This is a genomic window from Microbacterium azadirachtae (assembly GCF_000956505.1).
GTDB lineage: Bacteria > Actinomycetota > Actinomycetes > Actinomycetales > Microbacteriaceae > Microbacterium > Microbacterium azadirachtae_A.
The window spans coordinates 110461-130042 of record NZ_JYIX01000039.1 but is presented as its reverse complement, the minus strand read 5'-3'; the positions used below and the strand labels follow the sequence as shown (position 1 = coordinate 130042).

Annotated in this window: 17 protein-coding genes and 1 tRNA gene; 5 read left to right on the top strand and 13 right to left on the bottom strand. The window is 70.2% G+C overall.

The genetic code is table 11. The annotated features are described in order from the left end of the window. Positions 1 to 18: 18 nt before the first annotated feature. Together RS86_RS16830 and RS86_RS16825 are read right to left on the bottom strand one after the other, a co-directional pair. On the bottom strand, positions 19 to 477 hold the full coding sequence (locus RS86_RS16830) for a RidA family protein (RefSeq protein ID WP_045273421.1): 459 nt from the start codon (positions 475 to 477) through the stop codon (positions 19 to 21). Then, a complete protein-coding gene (locus RS86_RS16825) occupies positions 474 to 698 on the bottom strand; it encodes a hypothetical protein (protein ID WP_045273420.1) in 225 nt (74 codons plus the stop codon). The genes RS86_RS16830 and RS86_RS16825 overlap by 4 nt, the downstream gene beginning before the upstream one ends. Before the next feature lie 74 nt (positions 699 to 772). Here RS86_RS16825 and RS86_RS16820 point away from each other — a divergent pair, with 74 nt between their 5' ends. The 4 genes from RS86_RS16820 to RS86_RS16805 all read left to right on the top strand — a co-directional run bounded on the left by RS86_RS16820 (position 773) and on the right by RS86_RS16805 (position 5490). After that, complete coding sequence (locus RS86_RS16820) at positions 773 to 3370, top strand: transglycosylase domain-containing protein (RefSeq protein WP_045273419.1); 2598 nt, start codon at positions 773 to 775, stop codon at positions 3368 to 3370. Beyond that, positions 3367 to 4302 carry a metallophosphoesterase gene (locus RS86_RS16815; RefSeq protein ID WP_045273418.1) on the top strand — a complete coding sequence of 312 codons (936 nt, stop codon included), beginning with the start codon at positions 3367 to 3369 and terminating at the stop codon, positions 4300 to 4302. The genes RS86_RS16820 and RS86_RS16815 overlap by 4 nt, the downstream gene beginning before the upstream one ends. Before the next feature lie 84 nt (positions 4303 to 4386). Further along, positions 4387 to 4463 (top strand) — tRNA-Pro (locus RS86_RS16810). A gap of 241 nt (positions 4464 to 4704) precedes the next feature. Continuing rightward, on the top strand, positions 4705 to 5490 hold the full coding sequence (locus RS86_RS16805; RefSeq protein ID WP_045273417.1) for an HAD-IIB family hydrolase: 786 nt from the start codon (positions 4705 to 4707) through the stop codon (positions 5488 to 5490). A gap of 101 nt (positions 5491 to 5591) precedes the next feature. On the opposite strand, the gene RS86_RS16800 is transcribed toward RS86_RS16805, so the two are convergent. The 8 genes from RS86_RS16800 to RS86_RS16765 form a co-directional block, all read right to left on the bottom strand. Further along, positions 5592 to 6854, bottom strand: a complete 1263-nt coding sequence (locus tag RS86_RS16800) for an alpha-hydroxy acid oxidase (RefSeq protein ID WP_045273416.1) — start codon at positions 6852 to 6854, stop codon at positions 5592 to 5594. A 16-nt stretch (positions 6855 to 6870) separates the two neighbouring features. Then, complete coding sequence (locus RS86_RS16795; protein WP_045273415.1) at positions 6871 to 7596, bottom strand: FadR/GntR family transcriptional regulator; 726 nt, start codon at positions 7594 to 7596, stop codon at positions 6871 to 6873. A 131-nt stretch (positions 7597 to 7727) separates the two neighbouring features. Beyond that, positions 7728 to 8348: a thymidine kinase gene (locus RS86_RS16790; RefSeq protein WP_045273414.1), complete on the bottom strand. Its 621-nt coding sequence runs from the start codon at positions 8346 to 8348 to the stop codon at positions 7728 to 7730. Positions 8349 to 8357: 9 nt separating this feature from the next. Continuing rightward, the gene (gene mqo, locus RS86_RS16785; RefSeq protein ID WP_045273413.1) at positions 8358 to 9818 is read right to left on the bottom strand and encodes a malate dehydrogenase (quinone); all 1461 of its coding nucleotides are present in this window, start codon (positions 9816 to 9818) and stop codon (positions 8358 to 8360) included. Between the two features lie 80 nt (positions 9819 to 9898). After that, complete coding sequence (locus RS86_RS16780; protein ID WP_045273412.1) at positions 9899 to 10963, bottom strand: aspartate-semialdehyde dehydrogenase; 1065 nt, start codon at positions 10961 to 10963, stop codon at positions 9899 to 9901. A 170-nt stretch (positions 10964 to 11133) separates the two neighbouring features. After that, on the bottom strand, positions 11134 to 12420 hold the full coding sequence (locus RS86_RS16775) for an aspartate kinase (protein ID WP_045273411.1): 1287 nt from the start codon (positions 12418 to 12420) through the stop codon (positions 11134 to 11136). Positions 12421 to 12925: 505 nt separating this feature from the next. Next, positions 12926 to 13543 (bottom strand): response regulator, encoded by a 618-nt coding sequence (locus tag RS86_RS16770; RefSeq protein ID WP_045273410.1) that lies wholly within the window; start codon positions 13541 to 13543, stop codon positions 12926 to 12928. Next, positions 13540 to 14808 (bottom strand): sensor histidine kinase, encoded by a 1269-nt coding sequence (locus RS86_RS16765; protein ID WP_045273409.1) that lies wholly within the window; start codon positions 14806 to 14808, stop codon positions 13540 to 13542. Before RS86_RS16765 ends, RS86_RS16770 begins: the two co-directional genes overlap by 4 nt. A 96-nt stretch (positions 14809 to 14904) precedes the next feature. Here RS86_RS16765 and RS86_RS16760 point away from each other — a divergent pair, with 96 nt between their 5' ends. Then, positions 14905 to 15378, top strand: a complete 474-nt coding sequence (locus tag RS86_RS16760) for a DUF2871 domain-containing protein (protein WP_327037108.1) — start codon at positions 14905 to 14907, stop codon at positions 15376 to 15378. On the opposite strand, the gene RS86_RS16755 is transcribed toward RS86_RS16760, so the two are convergent. The 3 genes from RS86_RS16755 to RS86_RS16745 are packed head-to-tail and all read right to left on the bottom strand — an operon-like array spanning position 15344 to position 19436. Then, positions 15344 to 16354: a DMT family transporter gene (locus tag RS86_RS16755; protein WP_235281810.1), complete on the bottom strand. Its 1011-nt coding sequence runs from the start codon at positions 16352 to 16354 to the stop codon at positions 15344 to 15346. The genes RS86_RS16760 and RS86_RS16755 overlap by 35 nt on opposite strands. Continuing rightward, on the bottom strand, positions 16351 to 16944 hold the full coding sequence (gene recR, locus RS86_RS16750) for a recombination mediator RecR (protein WP_045273408.1): 594 nt from the start codon (positions 16942 to 16944) through the stop codon (positions 16351 to 16353). Before recR ends, RS86_RS16755 begins: the two co-directional genes overlap by 4 nt. A 56-nt stretch (positions 16945 to 17000) precedes the next feature. Continuing rightward, the gene (locus tag RS86_RS16745) at positions 17001 to 19436 is read right to left on the bottom strand and encodes a DNA polymerase III subunit gamma and tau (protein ID WP_045273407.1); all 2436 of its coding nucleotides are present in this window, start codon (positions 19434 to 19436) and stop codon (positions 17001 to 17003) included. Positions 19437 to 19582 lie beyond the last annotated feature (146 nt).

The window sequence follows — 19582 nt, the reverse complement described above, 5'->3', positions numbered from 1 at the left end:
CCCTTCTGTCGTGAGAACTCAGGCGAGGGTGAAGACCACGTCGACCTCGACCGGGCTGTCCAGCGGAAGCACGGCCACACCGACCGCCGCGCGGGCGTGCTTGCCGGCGTCGCCGAAGATCTCTCCGAGCACCTCGCTCGCCCCGTTGATCACGCCGGGCTGGCCGGAGAACGACGGGTCGGAGGCGACGAAACCGCCGACCCGCAGCACGCCGCCGAGACGGTCAACGCCACCGGCCGCATCGGCCGCCGCGGCGATCGCGTTGAGCGCGCACAGGCGGGCGAGGCCCTTGGCGTCCTCCGCGGGGATCTCCGCGCCCACCTTGCCGGTCGCGGGCAGGGAACCTGCCACGAACGGCAGCTGGCCGGAGGTGTACACGAGACCCGCGTGCACACGGGCAGGCACGTAGGCGGCCACCGGAGCGGCGACGGACGGGAGCTCGATGCCGAGCTCGGCGAGACGGGCGCTGATGGTCATGCGGATTCTCCTTCGAACTGACGCGCGGCCTCTGCCGCCGCGGAAAGACCGGTGTTGGCGGCCGCTTCGCCGCCGACCGGACGCTTGAGGTACGCGACGAGCCCGCCCTCGGGCCCCGTCACCACCTGCACCAGCTCCCAGCCCTGCTTTCCCCAGTTGTTCAGGATGGCGGCGGTGTTGTGGATCAGCAGCGGTGTGGTGAGGTATTCCCACGTGGTCATGGCTCTCCTGGAGGGACGGACGCGCTCTGGCGCGTCAAAGTTTGCGTTCAGGGAACTCCCCTACGATCAAGCGTATGCCTCAGACCAAACGCACGCTCACCGGTGTGCTCAGCGGCCTGGCCGGCCTTGTCGGTCTCAGCGTCGTCGCCGGTGTGCTCGTCACGGCCACCGTCACTCCGGTGTTCGCCGTCACCGGTGCTGCCGCCGCTCAGTCGATCGACCTGTTCGAGGGTCTGCCCTCGAATCTGAAGGTCGACCGGCCGATGCAGCCGACCACGATCTACTCCAAGGACGCTGCCGGCAACGATCAGGTCATGGCGCGCTTCTACGACCAGAACCGCGTCCCGGTCAAGTACGACCAGGTCGCACCTGTACTGATCGACGCCCTGCTGGCCAGCGAGGACAAGAACTTCTACACGCACGGCGGTATCGACATCACCGGCACGCTCAAGGCGGTGGTCGGCAATGTGACCGGCTCCACCACGAACGGCGGATCCTCGATCAGCCAGCAGTACGTCAAGAACGTGCTGCTGCAGGAGTGCGAGCAGGGCGTCCCACTCAAGGACAAGGATCGCGACGCCAAGCTCAACAAGTGCTGGGACGATGCGGCCGCGACGGTGGGAAGTTCCGGCATCGCGCGCAAGCTGCAGGAGATCCGCTACGCCACGGCGATCGAGAAGCAGTACTCCAAGAACGACATCCTCATCGGGTATCTGAACCTGGTGAACTTCGGCGGTACGGTCTACGGCATCGAGGCCGCTGCGCAGCGCTACTTCAGTGTCTCCGCCTCGCAGCTCAATGCGGTGCAGGCCGCGACCCTGGTCGGCATGGTGCAGAACCCCAACGCCTTCCGCATCGATCTGCCTGGTGGCACGTACGACTGCGACAAGGACGGCAACAACTGCAAGAACTCCCAGGCGGACGGCTACGCCGACACCCTCGTGCGTCGGAACTACGTGCTCAGCCGCATGGAGGTGCTCGGCAAGATCACCAAGGAGCAGTTCGAGGCCGACAAGGTGCAGCCGATCACCCCGGCGATCAAGACCCCGACCTCGGGCTGCGGCGACGCGGGCGGCAACGCGTTCTTCTGCCAGTACGTCAAGGCGACGCTCGAGAACGACGCCTCGCTCGATTCGGTGCTCGGCCCGACAAAGGATCGCGCCGACAAGCTCTTGCGCGGTGGCCTGAACATCTACACCACGCTCTCCGCCCCGATGCAGGGCGCGGCTCTGCAGGCGATGGCCGACCACACCACCCCGACCATCCCCGGCATGGACTTCGGAGCCGCTGCGGTCACCATCGACCCGAAGACGGGCCGAATTCTCGCCCTCGCGCAGAACACCGGCTTCACCGAGGAGCAGACCGATACCGCCACGAGCGGCCTGACGTCCATCGTCTACGGCGCCGACACCGCGCACGGTGGAGGCATCGGCTTCTCCGTGGGTTCGACGTACAAGATCTTCACGCTCATCGACTGGCTGGAGAAGGGCCATTCGGTCCGTGAGACCCTGGCGGCTCCGGTGAAGAACTACACCATGAAGTGCGGCAACTCCACGATGACGACGGACACGCCGATCAAGAACTTCAACAACCAGAGCGGCTACACCGGAACGCCGATGCAGTTCACCCGCGACTCGCTGAACTCGGGCTTCCTCTCGATGGCTTCCAAGCTGGATCTCTGCGAGATCAACCAGGTCGCGCAGCGCATGGGCGTGCACCTCGGCGACGGCGGCAGCGTAACGGATCAGAACGTGCCTTTCGATGTGCTCGGATCGAAGAACATCGCGGCGCTCGACATGGCATCCGCCTACGCGGCGGTCGCCAACAACGGCACCCGCTGCGCGCCGTATGCGATCGACAAGATCACCGGCCCCGACGGCACCGACATCCCGCTTCCGCCGCCGGCCTGCACCGAGGTCATCAAGCCCGAGATCGCGGCTACTGCGGCGTACGCGCTGCAGGGCGTCATGAACTCGGGCGGCACCGGATCGCGCGCGAACCCCGATGACGGAACCCCGCTCATCGGCAAGACGGGTACGCACGAGAGCGCGCAGACGATGCTGGTGGATTCGTCCACCGCGGCGACCACCGCCGTGTGGGTCGGTCAGGCCAACGGCGACGCGGACATCTACGACTTCTACTCGCACGACGTCAACGTCCCCGACATCCGCTACGGGCTCAGCCGCCAGATCACGGGCGCTGCAGATCAGTTCTTCCCCGGCGGCGCCTTCCCCGACCCGTCGCAGAGCCTGCTCAAGCAGTCGTACACCAACCTGCCCAGCGTGGTCGGCATGACGGTCGACCAGGCGACCCAGACGCTGGAGAACTCCGGCTTCGCAGTGTCCGTGGGGCCTGCCGTGCAGAGCAACTTGCCGACCGACCAGATCGCCCAGCAGGATCCGGGTGCAGGCCAGGTCATCACGGGCAGCACCGTCACGATCTCGCCGAGCAATGGGCAGGGCGCTTCGGTGCCGAACGTGGTCGGGATGACCATGGGCGACGCCGCCAATGCGCTCAAGGCGGCGGGCTTCCAAGCAGCCAAGGGCACCTGTACCCCCGGCAACGGCGATGACACCGGCACGGTGTCGGCGACGTCCCCGGCGGCCGGAGCGGCCGCCGCCAAGGGCTCCTCCGTCACACTCAACTACGTGAAGAAGAACTGCCAGGGATGACGTCCTCACGCACCACCCGTTCGGCCCTCATCGCACTCGGTGCGGTGGGGGCCGCCGGTGTCGCGGCCGCCACCTGGGGCATCGGCATCGAGCGCTACCTCTTCACGTTGCGGCATGCCACGGCGCGGTCGCTGCCCGCGGGATCCCGTCCCCTGCGGATCCTGCACGTCTCCGACGCGCACATGGCACCCTGGCAGCATCGCAAGCAGCGCTGGCTCGCCTCCCTGGCGGAGCTGCGCCCCGACCTCGTCGTGAACACGGGCGACAACCTCGGCCATGAGGACGGCCTCGAGGGCGTCCGTGCGGCGTTCGCTCCGTTCGCCGGAACGCCGGGCGTCTTCGTGCACGGATCCAACGACAAGTTCGGGCCATCACCCCGCAACCCGTTCCGCTATTTCATGGGCCCTTCGGCGCGCTCCATCACGGCCCCGAAGCTCGACACCGAGGCGCTGGACAGCTTCTTCACCGACGACCTCGGCTGGGTCGACCTGGACAACACTGCCGCCACACTCCAGATCGCCGGATCCCGGGTGGATCTGTTCGGCGTCGACGATGCGCACCGCGACTGGGATGAGCTCGACGCGCTTCCCGCCGCGATCGACGCTCTGGGCGCACGCCCCGCCGATGTGCCGATCCTGGGGGTCACGCACGCGCCGTACCAGCGCGTGCTGAACTCGTTCACCGATCTGGGCGCGGACGCGATCCTGGGCGGCCACACGCACGGCGGCCAGGTGTGCATCCCGGGCTTCGGCGCGATCGTCGCCAACTGCGACATCCCCCTGAAGCAGGCGAAGGGCCTCAGCACCTGGTCTCACGCCGGCCGCACCGTGCCACTGAACGTGAGCGCCGGCTGCGGCCACTCGATCTACGCGCCGGTCCGCTTCGCGTGCCGCCCCGAAGCGACCCTGCTGACGCTGCTGCCCCGGACCTGACGGTCTCGCCGCCTCCGCGCCACGCGCGGGTTCCGCCTCGATTCGCCCCTCGGCTCGTCTCCGTATAGACTTGAACGGTTGCCACGGGGTGTGGCGCAGCTTGGTAGCGCGCTTCGTTCGGGACGAAGAGGCCGCAGGTTCAAATCCTGTCACCCCGACCAACGCCAGAGGGACCGGCCCGCAGGGTCGGTCCCTCTGGCGTTGTTTCGTGATGTCGGGCGGGGCCCCCAGCGCAGAGGCTCCGCGCGTCGCGAATGCGACGTGTGGAGGAGCGGCTGGGGATGCACCCCGACCAGCACGAGAAAGGGACCGACCACTAGGTCGGTCCCTTTCTCGTTGCCGCGGTACTGCCGATACGTCTCCAGGACCCTTCACACCCCGATCCTCTACGCTGGAATCGCTATGACGACGCCCCGCCTGGTCGCCTTCGACCTCGACGACACCCTCGCCCCCTCCAAGGCCGCGATCGATCCCCGCATCGCCGAGCTCCTCCTCGCCCTCGCCCGCCGCGTCGAGGTCGCCATCATCTCCGGCGGCAATGAAGAGCAGTTCCGCACGCAGGTCATCGCCCGGCTCGGCGACGCCGATGCGGAGCTCCTCCAGCGCATCCACCTGCTGCCGACCTGCGGCACGCGCTACCTCCGCCACGACGGATCCGGCTTCTCCCTCGTCTACGCCCGCGACCTCAGCGATCGGCAGAAGACCGCCGCCCTCAGCGCCCTCGAAGAGGAGGCACGCCGCCTCGGACTCTGGGAGAGCGAGACCTGGGGGCCGATCCTCGAGGACCGCGGCTCGCAGATCACGTTCTCCGCCCTCGGCCAGAAGGCGCCCCACGATGCGAAGAAGGCCTGGGACCCCGACGGATCCCGCCGCGCCGCTCTCCGTGACGCGGTCGCACCGCGTGTGCCCGATCTGGAGGTCCGCTCCGGCGGATCCACCTCGATCGACATCACGCGCGCCGGCATCGACAAGGCCTACGGCATGACCGAGCTCGCCGAGCGCACGGGCATCCCCTTCGAGGAGATGCTCTTCTACGGCGACCGCCTCGACGAGGGCGGCAACGACTACCCCGTCAAGGCCCTCGGCGTGCCCTGCGTCGCCGTGGACGGCTGGGAGGACACCGCGGACCACTTGGACGCCCTGCTGCCCGCGCTGGCGGCCGCTCCGGCGACCCCGCACGCGCTCTGAGTCCGCCGCAAGCACACTGACGCGCTCCGTCTGACCTCCGACGCCTCGGACGCCCCTGGCGCCTCAGGACGGCGACAGGAGCGCGCCCGAGGCGCCAGGAGTCATCGCGCTGCGATCGCCGCCGCTCCCGGCGCCACGGGCACCATGCGGGTGAGCTGCGTGACGTGGCGGGGCTCCAGCTCGGCGAGCGAGGAGACGCCGAGCAGGCGCATGGTGCGCTCGATCTCGCTGCGCAGGATCGCGATCGTGCGGTCGACGCCGCGACGCCCGCCGGCCATGAGGCCGTAGAGGTAGGCGCGGCCGATGAGGGTGAAGTCGGCGCCGAGCGCGACGGCGGCCACGATGTCGGCCCCGTTCATGATGCCGGTGTCGACCATGACGGTGAAGTCGTCGCCGACGGCCTTGCGCACCTGCGGCAGCAGGTGGAACGGAATGGGCGCGCGATCGAGCTGGCGACCGCCGTGGTTGGAGAGCACCACGCCGTCCACGCCGTGCGTGTCCTTCAGCCGCAGCGCGTCTTCGACGGTCTGCACGCCCTTGACGAGGAGCTTGCCCGGCCAGATGCCCCGGATCACCTCGAGGTCGTCGTAGCTGATCGTGGGATCCATCGCCGCGTCGAGCAGCTCCCCGACCGTGCCGCCCGTCGTCGACAGCGATGCGAACTCGAGCTTCGGGGTGGTCAGGAAGTCGATCCACCACCACGGCCGCGGAATCGCGTTGATGATCGTGCCGAGCGTGAGCTGCGGCGGGATCGAGAAGCCGTTGCGCTTGTCGCGCAGGCGGGCGCCGGCGACCGGGGTGTCGACCGTGAACATGAGCGTGTCGAAGCCGGCCTCGGCCGCGCGACGGGTGAGGCCGTAGGAGATCTCCCGGTCGCGCATGACGTACAGCTGGAACCAGTTGCGCCCTGCGGGGTTGGTCTTCTTCACGTCCTCGATCGAGGTCGTCCCGAGCGTGGACAGCGTGAAGGGGATCCCCGCGGCGGCTGCGGCGCCGGCGCCGGCGAACTCGCCCTCCGTCTGCATGAGACGCGTGAATCCGGTCGGCGCGATCCCGAACGGCAGCGCACTCTGTCCGCCCAGGATCGTGGTGGAGGTGTCGAGCTCGGGCGCCGGCGCGAGGATCCCGGGGTGGAACTCGACGTCCTCGAACGCCTGGCGGGCGCGCGCCAGCGACAGCTCGCCCTCGGCCGCACCATCGGTGTAGTCGAAGGCAGCCTTGGGCGTGCGACGCTTCGCGATCGTGCGCAGATCCGAGATCGTCAGTGCGCCTTCGAGGCGGCGCTTCGTGCCGTCGAGCTCAGGGGCCTTGAACTTCATCAGGTCGAAGATCTCGGCGGGGTTGGGGAGCTGTCGCTGCACCATGGGTGGGTCCTTCCGATCAGGGAGTCGTGCCGCCGGCACCGGCCAGGCCGGTCGCGGCGTAATAGCCGGTGATGTGGTCGTGGACGAGGGCTGCCGCCACCTCGGCGCGGCCCTCGTCGATCGCGCGGACGATGTCGCGGTGCTCGGCGCGGAGCCGCGCGGCCATGCCGGCCCAGTCCTCGATCCCCGCGGATCCGGTCCGCACGTAGGATTCGATGCTGTCCCGCAGCCCCGTCATCATCGCGGCGACGACGGCGTTGCCGCTGGCCTCGGCGAGCGCGAGGTGCAGCTGCGCGTCGAGCGCCAGGAAGTCGGCGGCGCTGAGATCGGCGTCCATCGCGTCAAGGAGACGGTGCACCTCGGCGGTGTCGCCGTCTCCCGCGGCGAGCGCCGTGACGACGGCCTGCTCGAGGATGAGCCGGGTGCCGACGACATCCGCGATCGGGAAGCCCTGCGCGGCGACCTGCAGTCGCAGGAGCGCGGACAGGCCCCCTCCCGGCGCCGCGATGACGATCGCGCCCGCCTGCGGGCCGGATCCGGTCGAGGTGCGGATGAGCCCCATCACCTCGAGCACGCGGATCGCCTCACGCACGCTGGAGCGCCCCACGCCCAGTTCTGCCGCGAGGTCGCGCTCGCTCGGCAGCCGGTCCCCCGGGCCGAGCTCGCCGTCGAGCAGGCGCTGCTCGACATGCTGCAGCACCGTGCGCCAGGTGCGCGCCGGCGCATCCGCACGTTCAACCATCCGTCCTCCTGTGGTCAGACCACACGATACCTCGCTGTGGTCAGACCACGCAACACCCCCTCCACAACAGAGTCGTCCCCCTCAGCGCACGCCATGGGGTGCGCTGAGGGGGACGACTCGGAAGATAGGGGTCAGCCCAGGCGGCCGTGGGACTCCTCGAGGTAGCAGTGGCCGCAGAGGGACTCGTAGGCGACCGGCCCCTGGGCCTGCCTCAGGGCGCCATCGATCGCGACCTGGTCGCCGTCGAACACGAAGCGGTCGCCGATCCGACGGCCATTGAAGACCGCCTTGCGCCCGCAGCGGCAGATCGTCTTGAGCTCCTCGAGCGTGTGCGCGATCGCGAGCAGCCGACCCGATCCCGGGAAGGCATGCGTGAGGAAGTCGTTGCGGATCCCGTAGGCGAGCACGGGGATGTCGTCCTCCACCGCGATCCGGAACAGGTCGTCGACCTGGTCCGGCTCCAGGAACTGCGCCTCGTCCACGAGGAGGCAGGCGACGTCGGATCCGCCCTGCTGCGCGCGGGCCCGCTCGCTGCGGAACAGCTCCCGCGCACCCTCCCCCGCGGCGATGAGGAAGTCGACCTCGCGGGTCATGCCGAGGCGGCTCTCGATCTGCGAGGCGCCCTTGGTGTCGATCGCGGGCTTCGCGAGCAGCACCTGCTGGCCGCGCTCCTCATAGTTGTAGGCGGCCTGCAGCAGCGCCGTGGATTTGCCGGAGTTCATCGCCCCGTAGCGGAAGTACAGCTTGGCCACGGCGCGGGATCAGGCCGTCAGATCGAGCGTCTTCGCCGTGGCGCCCATCGACGCGCGCGCATCGGCGGCGGAGTCGTTGAGCTTCTCGCCGAGAGTCGGGATCAGCTTCTGCAGCTTCGGCTCCCACTCTCCGTACTGCTCAGGGAAGCAGCGCTGCAGCACGTCGAGCATGACGGGCACAGCCGTGGATGCACCGGGAGAGGCGCCCAGCAGGCCCGCGATCGTACCGTCGGCGGCCGCGACCACCTCGGTGCCGAACTGCAGCTTGCCGCCCTTCATGACCTGCGCGCGCTGACCGGCCTGCAGCAGCTCCCAGTCGCCGTCCGCCGCGGTGGGCATGAACTCGCGCAGCGTCGAGACCTTCTTGTGGTGCGTCTTCAGCAGCTCGCTGACCAGGTACTTGATCAGGTCGAAGTTCGTGAACGCGACCTTCAGCATGCTGCCCAGGTTGTGCGGGCGCACCTGGGTCACGATGTCGAGCATCCCGCCCTGCTTGAGGAACTTCGGGCTGAAAGTGGCGAACGGGCCGAACAACAGGCTGGTCTCGCCGTCCACGACACGGGTGTCCAGGTGCGGCACCGACATCGGCGGGGCGCCGACGGGAGCCTGCGAATAGACCTTGGCCTGGTGCTTGGCGACGATGGCCGGGTTCGAGGTCTTCAGCCACTGCCCGCCGATCGGGAAGCAGCCGTAGCCCTTGATCTCGGAGATGCCGGATCCCTGCAGCAGCTTGAGCGCCCAGCCACCCGCGCCGACGAACACGAAGCGCGCGTTGATCTCTCCGGGAGTACGCCCGATCACGTTGCGGTAGCGGACGTCCCAGGTGCCGTCCTTGCGCTGCGAGAGCTTGCGCACCTCGTGGTTACGCCGCAGGCTGAAGCGGTCGTCCTCGGTGAGGTGGTCGAACAGCTGATGGGTGAGGGATCCGAAGTCCACGTCCGTGCCGCTCGGCACCCGGGTCGCGGCGAAGGGCTCGCCCTTGCGGCGCTGCTCCATGAGCAGCGGCGCCCAGGTGTTGATGACGCGGGAGTCCTCGCTGAACTCGATCCCCGCGAACAGCGGCTGCTTCTTGAGCACCTCGTAGCGGTGGCGCAGGTAGTCCACGTCCTTCTGCCCGCGCACGAACGTCATGTGCGGGGTGGAGTTGATGAACGTCGTGGGGGCGTCGAGAACCCCGCGGTCGACGAGCGTGGACCACAGCTGCCGGCTGAGCTGGAACTGCTCATTGATGCCGATCGCCTTCGCCGGATCGAGCACGCCGTCCTTGCCCTCGGGCATGTAGTTCAGCTCGCACAGGGCGGCGTGCCCCGTGCCCGCGTTGTTCCACGCGTTGGAGCTCTCCTCCGCGACGTCTCCGAGTCGCTCGAAGGCCACGACCTTCCAGTCGGGCTGGAGTTCGCGGAGCAGGGTTCCGAGGGTGGCGCTCATGATGCCACCGCCGATGAGGACGACGTCGACGGATTCAGTCACCCGATCAGTCTAGTTCGCCGCGAGGCCGCCGATATTCGCCGTGGCGGCCATCCGGCGACCGGAATTCGCCGGGACGGAGGTCAGTCGCCGAGGCGAGCGGCGACGAGCTCCGCGACCTGGACCGCGTTCAGCGCGGCACCCTTGCGCAGGTTGTCGTTGCTGATGAACAGCACGAGCCCCTTGCCCTCCGGCGCGGACTGGTCGGCGCGGATCCGCCCGACGTAGCTCGGGTCCTTGCCCGCGGCGTACAGCGGCGTCGGCACCTCTTCGACCACGACGCCCGGTGCGGTGGCGAGCACATCGTACGCGCGTGCAGGGGTGATGTCGTTCGCGAACTCGACGTTGATCGACAGCGAGTGCCCGGTGAAGACCGGCACGCGCACGCACGTCCCCGCGACGCGGAGGTCCGGCAGGCCGAGGATCTTTCGGCTCTCGTTGCGGAGCTTCTTCTCCTCGTCGGTCTCGTTGAGACCGTCGTCGACCAGGGACCCGGCGAGCGGGATGACGTCGAAGGCGATCGGCGCCACGTACTTCTCCGGCTGGGGGAAGTCGAGCGCGGATCCGTCGTGCACGAGCTGCAGGGTGTCGCCCTGTGCCAGCACGCCCTCGACCTGACCGAGCAGCTCCTGTGCACCGGCGAGACCGGATCCGCTCACGGCCTGGTACGTGCTCACGATCAGGCGCTCGAGCCCTGCTTCGGTGTGCAGCGCCTTGAGCACGGGCATCGCGGCCATCGTGGTGCAGTTGGGGTTCGCGATGATGCCCTTGGGGGCGTCCGCGATCGCCTCGGGGTTGACCTCGCTCACCACGAGGGGCACCTCGGGGTCCATCCGCCAGGCGCTGGAGTTGTCGACCACGACGGCGCCGGCCGCGGCGAAGCGAGGAGCGTAGGCGCGGCTCGCGGTGGCGCCCGCGGAGAAGAGTGCGATCTCGACACCGGCGGGATCCGCGGTCTCGACGTCCTCCACGATCACCGGCGTGCCGCCGAAGTCGATCGCCGTGCCGGCCGAGCGGGCCGAGGCGAACAGGCGCAGCTCGCGGATCGGGAACGAGCGCTCCGCGAGGATGTCGCGCATGACGGTGCCGACCTGGCCGGTGGCGCCGACGATCGCGACGGAGAATCCTGAGTCGGAGATGCGGGTCATGGGGGTGCTTCCTTGGCTTCGTGCCGTGGCGGGTGCCGGACGGCGGACGAGGCGGAGGCGCGGTCGCCGGGTGTGGCGGATCAGTCCGCGCCTGGCGCCGGTGTCAGGGTTTGGGCGATTCTACCGGGTTCGGAGGGGAGCCCGGCGCAGAGGCGATCGTGCGGGACGGGTCAGCGACCGGTGCCGGCGGCGACGACGGCCTCGACCTCGCCGTCCAGGCCGTACGCGGCGTGCACGACGCGCGCGGCCTCGGCGAGCTCGTCGCCGCGCACGACGACGGAGATCCGGATCTCGGAGGTCGAGATCATCTCCAGGTTCACGCCCGAGGTCGACAGCGCCTCGAAGAGGATCGCGGAGACGCCGGAGTGCGTGCGCATGCCCGCGCCCACGACCGAGAGCTTCCCGATCTGGTCGTCGTGCAGGAGGCTCTCGAAGCCCACATCGGCCTGCTCTGCGGCGAGCGCCTTGAGCGCGGCGGAGGCGTCGGACTTCGGCAGCGTGAAGGAGATGTCGGTGCGCCCCGTGGACGCGGCCGAGACGTTCTGCACGATCATGTCGACGTTCGCGCCGGACTTGGCGACGATCTTGAAGATCTCCGCGGCCTTCCCCGGCACGTCGGGAACGCCCGCGACGGTGACCTTGGCCTGGCTGAGGTCGGTGGCGACACCGGCGACGATCGGCTCTTCCATGACTGCTCCCTCGGATTCGCGGGGGTTCTTCATGCCCTCGCCCAGAACGTAGGTGCCCTCGGTCGACGTGAAGCTCGACCGGGCGTGGATCAGGACGCCGTGCCGGCGCGCATACTCGACGGCGCGGATGTACAGCACCTTGGCACCGTTCGCGGCGAGTTCGAGCATCTCCTCGCTCGACACATGCGAGAGCTTGTGCGCGAGCGGGACGACGCGCGGATCCGCCGTGTAGATGCCGTCGACGTCACTGTAGATCTCGCAGACGTCGGCGTCGAGGGCGGCGGCGAGGGCCACCGCGGTGGTGTCGGATCCGCCGCGGCCGAGGGTCGTGATGTCCTGCGTGTCGTCGTTGATGCCCTGGAAGCCGGCGACGATGACGATCGCGCCCTCGTCGAGCGCCTCGCGCAAGCGCGTCGGGGTGACCTCGACGATGCGCGCGGATCCGTGCCGGCTGTCGGTGCGCATCCCCGCCTGCGGACCGGTGAAGGAGCGCGCGTCGAAGCCCATCGAGTGGATCGCCATCGCGAGCAGCGCCATCGAGATGCGCTCTCCGCTGGAGAGCAGCATGTCGAGCTCGCGCGGCGCGGGGATCGGCGCGACCTGGGCCGCGAGGTCGAGCAGCTCGTCCGTGGTGTCGCCCATCGCGCTCACGGCCACGACGACGTCGTGCCCGGCGCGGCGCGTGTCGACGATGCGCTTCGCGACGCGCTTGATGCTCTCTGCGTCGGCGACGGACGAGCCGCCGTACTTCTGCACGATGAGGGCCACGGATCACTCCTGGGGGATGCCGGGCGCCGGAGGCGGCGCACCACCGCACATTCTACGAGCGCACTCCATGCCGGATCCGGTATGTGACGGCGGCGGCAGGTGCTGACGCCGTTCGCCGTGCTCGCCGGGTATGGCGCGACCGGGCCGTTTTGGGGCGAGTTTCGGCCTTTCGGGGCGCGCCACGACACCGTGGCCGGGGATGGTGCGCCCCAAACCGACACGGCACGCCCCAAACCGGGAGTGGAGCGGGGCAGGCCCGCGGCGAAGGTCGGATCCGGCGTGGGAAGCGGATCCGGTGCGGGGAGGTCGGATCCGGCGTGGGGAGGTCGGATCCGGAAGGGGCGCGGATCCACGGTGCTGAGGTTGGGCCCGGTTTGGGGCGCAGTCCTGCCGTTTGGGGCGCCCGACGACGCGTTCACTGGGGGTGGCGCGCCCCAAAACGGAACAGTGCGCCCCAAAACGCGCGTGGATCCCGGGGTGGGAGCGAAAGGGCCGGCTCGCGCGGTCAGAGCAGGCCGCGGCGGCGGGCCTCGGAGACGGCGCCGGTGCGACTCTCCGCTCCGAGCTTGTCGAGCAGGTGCACGATATGCGTCTTGACCGTGGCCTCCGTGACGAACAGGCGCACCGCGATCTCGCGGTTGCTGAGCCCCTCCGCCACGAGTGCCAGCACCTCCTGCTCACGCGCGGTGAGATCGACCCGTGGCGCGCGCAGGGCGGCCACGAGGCGTTCGTCCCCGCCCGGGGTGGGAACGGCGGATCCGGCCGCCGCATCCACGATCGCGCGGGAGATGACCTCGACGCCGACCTCCTTGAGCAGGTATCCGGCGGCGCCCGCCTCCACGGCGCGGACGATCTGGGCATCGTGGTCGAAGGTGGTGAGGATCAGCACCGCGGGCGGCGCAGGGAGCGCTCGCAGCGCCGCGGTCGTGGCGACGCCGTCCATGCCCTCGCCGAGACGCAGGTCGCAGAGCACCACGTCGGGATGCAGCTGGCGGGCAGCCTCGACGGCCTCCTCTCCGGTGCCGACCTCGGCGAGGACATCGAAGCCCCGCGCCTCGACGACCGCGCGGATCCCTGCACGCACGATCGGGTGGTCGTCGACGATGATCAGCCGAACGCTCATACCGCTCCCCCGTCCGCGCCGCTGCCCGCGGCAAGACCGGTGCCCGCCCCGAGCGGCAGCATCGCCTCGATCGTGGTCCCGGCGCCCGGCGCGGATCGGATCGTGAGTTCTCCGCCGCCCTCCCGCAGTCGCGAGCGCATCGCGGCGAGGCCGTAGGACGCGTCGGAGGGGCGCACGGCCTGGTCGAACCCGACGCCGTCGTCCTCGAGCCGCAGGCGCACGGATCCGCCGCCGGACGTCAACGCGACCTGGACGGTCTGCGCCTTCGCGTGCTGGCGCACATTGGCGAGCGCGGATTGGGCGACCCTCAGCAGGGCGACCTCCACCGGCGTCGACAGGGCGGGGAGGTCCGGATCCACCTGCAGGGCGCCGCTGATGCCGGACTCGTCGCGCAGGGCGTCGAGCATGCGGGCCAGGGCCGCCGCGAGGGCGGACTCGTCGAGGTCGGCGGGAGCGAGGGCCGCGACGATGCGGCGCAGCTCGGTGAGCGAGTGCTGCGCGAGCTGCTCGATCTGCGCGGTGCGATCCTGGCGCACCCCGACGACAGGCGCCGCCGGATCCGCCGCGACGCCGTCCGCGCCGGCCGACGGCTCCAGGCGGGCGAGCATGACGATCGTGCTGAGCTCCTGGGCGATCGTGTCGTGCAGGTCCCGGGCGAGCCGGGTGCGCTCCCGCGTCGCTCCGGCCTCGCGCTGGCTCGCGGCGAGCTCGTCGTGCAGGCGCTCCGCTTCGTGCTGGGCACGCAGCATCGAGTCGATGAGGCGCTCCCTCTCGGCCGCGTCGCGCAGCATCGCGTCGTAGCCCAGCGACACCGCGAAGGCGAAGCCACCGCCGACGAGGGGTCCGATCAGGTGTGCGAGCAGCGTCCCCGGCTGCACCGCGCCCGGGTGCAGCATCGGTGCGACGATCGAGGCCGCGAGCACCACGATCATGAACGCGAAGGACCACGGCAGGCGCAGCACGTGCCCGGCGAGCAGCAGCAGCGGGAACGCGAGCCAGACGAATTCCGCGGACAGGGCGAGCATGCCGATCCAGATCGCGAGCAGCCCCAGCATCCACCAGACCGCGGCGCGCTTGTGCGCGAACCCGGCACCGGCGCCGTACCAGGCGAGGTACACGGCGGCGACGAGCAGAACCGGGAGCAGCTCGCCCTCGATGCCCGCACGCGCCGTGGTGACGACGACCAGCACCACCGTGATGAGGTGCAGGGCGAACCGCGCACCGCGCAGCATCCGCTGACGGGCGGATCCGGATGCGCTGCTCATGCTCCGATTCTCCCGCGTGGACGGGCCTTCTGCCCAGCGCGGAGCCTCGTTCGTTCGATGGATGCGCCCGGGAAGGGATGCGCGCAGGCTGGCATCATGACCTCTTCTGCCGACATCACCGCACCGTCTTCCTCCACGCCCGCACAGCGACGCGCTCTGACCCAGCTCTTCGTCGCCGCCGTCGTCTGGATCGCGCTGGGCCTCCTTGCGGGGCTGTTCTACCGGGAGTTCACGAAGGCGCAGGGCTTTCCGAACGGCGTGAGCGGGCAGCTCGCACTGGTGCACACCCACCTGCTCGCGCTCGGCGCGCTCGTGACGCTCATCGTGCTCGCCCTCGAGAAGACGTTCACGCTGTCCGCGAGTCGCCTGTTCTCCTGGTTCTTCTGGATCTACAACGCCGGCGTGCTCGTGACGGGCGCGATGATGGCCTGGCACGGGACTCTCGACGTGCTGAAGGTCGAGGCGTCGAAGGCGATCTCCGGGATCGCCGGTGCCGGTCACATCCTGATCGGAGCGGCCTTCGTGCTGCTGCTGATCACTCTGTGGAAGGGGATCCGTCGGGCGTCCTGACCTCCGAGCGGACGGCCGGGTCCCGCGGGGGCGACTCCACCGGCGGCACCGGCTCGGCCGTCAGCTCCACTGCGGTCTCGTCGACGGCGACCCTGGGTCGCAGCCGACCGCCGGTACCGGCGAACCAGCACCCGATGAGCACCAGCGGGAAGCCGATGATGAGGCCAGGGGTGAACGGCTCGGCGAGCACGATCGCCCCCAGGACGATCGCGATCACCGGGTTGACGTAGGTGAACAGCGGCGCGCGGACCGGGCCGACCTCCTTGATGAGGGCGAAGAAGGCCAGGAACGCGATCGCCGTGCAGATGACGCCGAGGGCGATCAGCGCGGCGATCGATGGCAAGGTCGGCACCGTGTGCTGGGTGAGCAGCGCGATCGGCAGGTAGAGGATCCCGATGAAGAGCAGCGCGAGCGTGATCGTGCCGATCGACGGCACGTGGCCGAGCTTGCGGGCGACGATGAACGGCGCGGTCGCATAGAGCACGGCGACCAGCAGCACCTCCCCCGCCGCGAGGAAGTCGACCTTGCCACCCGCGAGACCGGGGCCCGCGACCACGACGCCGACGCCGACGAACCCGACCAGCAGACCGATCAGTCGCGCCGGGCTCAGCACGCCGCGGTCTCCGCCCCCCAATGCGATGAGCGCCGCGAACAGGGGAACCGTGGCGACGAGCAGACCCGTCAGCCCGGAGGGCAGGGACTGCTCGGCGTGGCCGAGGAGGAAGAACGGACCGGCCATCTCGACGAGGCCGAATGCGAGCACCCAGGGCCAGTACTTCCACGCAGCTTTGATCGCGCCGCTGCGGATCGCGAACGGGAGCAGCAGGAGCGCGGCGATGAGGGTTCGTCCCGCGACCATCGCCGCCGGGGAGAACGACTCCACGACCACGCTGATGAGCAGGTAGGGCACACCCCAGAGCAGGCACATCGCGCCGAAGAGCAGCCAGCCGCGACGGCTGAAGCCCGTACCGCTCACAGCACGCGCCGCCCCTCGAAGGCGCGTCCGAGCGTGACCTCGTCCGCGTACTCCAGGTCGCCGCCCACCGGCAGACCGGACGCGAGACGCGAGACGGTGATCTGCATGGTGGTGAGCAGCCTGCTGAGATAGCTCGCCGTCGCCTCGCCCTCGAGGTTCGGGTTCGTCGCGAGGATGACCTCCTGCACGGTGCCGTCGGCGAGCCGCGTCATCAGCTGGGCGATGCGCAGGTCATCCGGCCCGACGCCGGCGATCGGGCTGATCGCGCCGCCCAGCACGTGGTAGAGCCCTCGGAATTCACGCGTGCGCTCGATCGCCGCGACGTCCTTGGCATCCTCGACCACGCAGATGAACTCGGGGTTGCGGCGCGGGTCGCGGCAGATCGCACAGCGCTCCTGCTCCGCGACGTTGCCGCAGATCTCGCAGAACCGCACCCGCTCGCGCACCTCGGAGAGCAGCTCGGAGAGCCGCTTCACATCGAAGGAGGGCGTCTGCAGGATGTGGAACGTGATGCGCTGCGCGGATTTCGGGCCGATACCCGGCAGGCGACCGAACTCGTCGATCAGTTCCTGGACGATGCCGTCGTACATCTCATGATCCTCATGATCGCTCGTTCACTTCTCCTGGTCGCCGCTGTCGCGGTTCCTCACTGGAACCGGGTCTGCGGCTCGTACGGCTCCTCGCGGAGGAACCTCGCGCCGAGCACCTGGCGCACCACCGCCTCGCCGTAGCGCTGCACACCGGGAGCGCCGGAGCGCGGAGCACGGTCGATGACCGCAGGCGCGGGAGGCGCGGCGCGCGGCGCCGGATCCGGCCGTGCCGCGGCGGCTGCGGGTGCAGGACTCGGATCCGCTCCGCCGACCTCGGCCAGGGCCTGTCCGACCGGAGCCAAAGCGGGCTCGGGGGCAGCGCTGTAGCGACCGGGACCGGCATCCGGGCCCGGATCGTCGGCGTCATCGGGGAACGGAGGTTCGTCGTCGAGGACGTCCCCGTCGTGCCCGGGCTCGTACCAGCCGGACGCCGGCATCGCCTCGATGTCGGCGGGTTCCTCGTCGACCGGGAACTGCGCCACCTGCGATGCGGACGCGGCGGGTTCGGCGTCAGGCGCGGGAGGTTCAGTCGCAGCGGGCGCGGAAGCGGCCGCTTCCGCCGGCGGGGCGGGCTCCGACTCCCCTTGCGGAATCGCGGCGACCGCCCACTCGGTGACGGGGGCGGCGGCCGTCGGAGCCGGGCGCTGCGGCGCCCGAGCCGTGCTCGACGACGGCGGGGGCGTCGCGGGCGATGCCGAGTCGGGTCCGCGCTCCGCGGGCTCGGCCGAGGTCTGGTCGGAGGGGCGCGGGGCCTTCCCGCTCTCTGCTAACTTCCGTTCGGGAGCCGCCGCGGGCAGCGGGGCCGGCAGGTATTTGACCTTGACGGCGAGCTCGCCCTCGATCGCGGTGCGCAGGTGGTCGGACGGGCCGTCACCGGGCTTCGTACCCTTGAACCGCGCGACGTCGTTCGGTCCGGGGAACCCGAGTGTGAGTACCTCGGTCTCGGCGTCGTAGGCGAGCGGCTGCACCGCGGTGACCACGAGCCAGGACCCGCGGCTGATCTTCTCGAGTCGTCCGAGCACCGCGGTCCAGGAGGCCCGGACCCGGTCGAAATCGACGGGACCGGCTGCGGAGGCCGACGCGGCCGCCGGGGCAGGCTCGGGCGTCGACTCAGCCGCCGAGGCCGGCTCGGGCTGGGGCGCGGGGGCAGGCTCGGGCTGGGCCACGGGTGCCGGCTCGGGCTCAGCAGCGGAGGCCGGGCCCGCAGCGTCCGCCGGGGATGCGGGCGGCACCGGGGCAGCGGGCTTCGCCGCCGGCGAGGCCGGGGCGACCGCCGCGGCCGGAGCCGGGGCAGCAGTCGGCGCCGAGGCAGCAGCAGCAGCAGCAGGGGCAGCGGCGACAGGCGCAGCAGCCGCAGCGGGGTTCGCCACGGGCGCCGTCTCCCCGCCCCCGGCGAGAGCCGTGAGCACGCGGGCGACGAGCAGCTCGAGATGCAGACGCGGCGACGTCGCTCCCGACATGTCGTCGAGCGCCGAGCTGACCAGGTCGGCCGCGCGCGACAGACGCGGACCGCCGAACGCCATGGCCTGGCCGCGCATGCGGGTCAGTTCGTCCTCCGGAACCCCGCGCAGCACCGCAGAGGCCGCATCACCGACCGCGGCGATCACGATGAGGTCGCGCAGCCGCTCCAGCAGGTCGTCGACGAAGCGGCGCGGATCCTGTCCGGTCTGCACCACTCGGTCGATCGCGGGGAAGGCGGCGGCTGCGTCGCCCGCGGCGAGCGCGTCGACGATCTCGTCGAGCAGCGCGGAGTGCGTGTAGCCGAGCAGCGCGACCGCGCGCTCGTAGCTGACGTCGCCGTTCTCGGAGCCCGCGATGAGCTGGTCGAGCAGCGAAAGCGTGTCGCGCGGGGATCCGCCGCCGGCGCGCACGACGAGCGGCAGCACGCCCTGGGCGACGGTCACGCCTTCCTCCGTGCACAGCTTCTCGACGTACTCGAGCATGGCCGCGGGCGGCACCAGCCGGAACGGGTAGTGGTGCGTGCGGGAGCGGATCGTGCCGAGCACCTTTTCGGGCTCGGTCGTCGCGAAGATGAACTTGATGTGCGGCGGCGGCTCCTCGACGAGCTTCAGCAGCGCGTTGAAGCCCTGCGGCGTCACCATGTGCGCCTCGTCGAGGATGAAGATCTTGAACCGGTCTCGGCTGGGCGCGAACGTCGCGCGCTCGCGCAGATCCCTGGCGTCGTCGACGCCGTTGTGGCTGGCCGCGTCGATCTCGACGACGTCGAGGGATCCGCCGCCGTTGCGCGACAGCTCGACACAGCTCGGGCACACGCCGCACGGGGTGTCGGTGGGGCCTTCGGCGCAGTTCAGACAGCGCGCCAGGATCCGTGCGGATGTGGTCTTCCCGCAGCCTCGCGGGCCGGAGAACAGATAGGCGTGGCCCACCCTGTCGCCGCGCAGCGCGGTCATGAGCGGATCGGTCACCTGCGACTGCCCGATCATCTCCCCGAAATTCTCGGGCCGGTAACGGCGGTACAGGGCTGTGCTCACCCGACAAGACTACGGTGTGCGTCGGACATCGGCGCGGGCCATCCGGCGCCGATGCCTGGACGTCTGCGGCGTCGGCGCCGACGCCCCGCCGGACGGTGCGGGAGAAGCCCCGGCGAACCCCTGCCGCAGCCCCTCGAACGGACGTA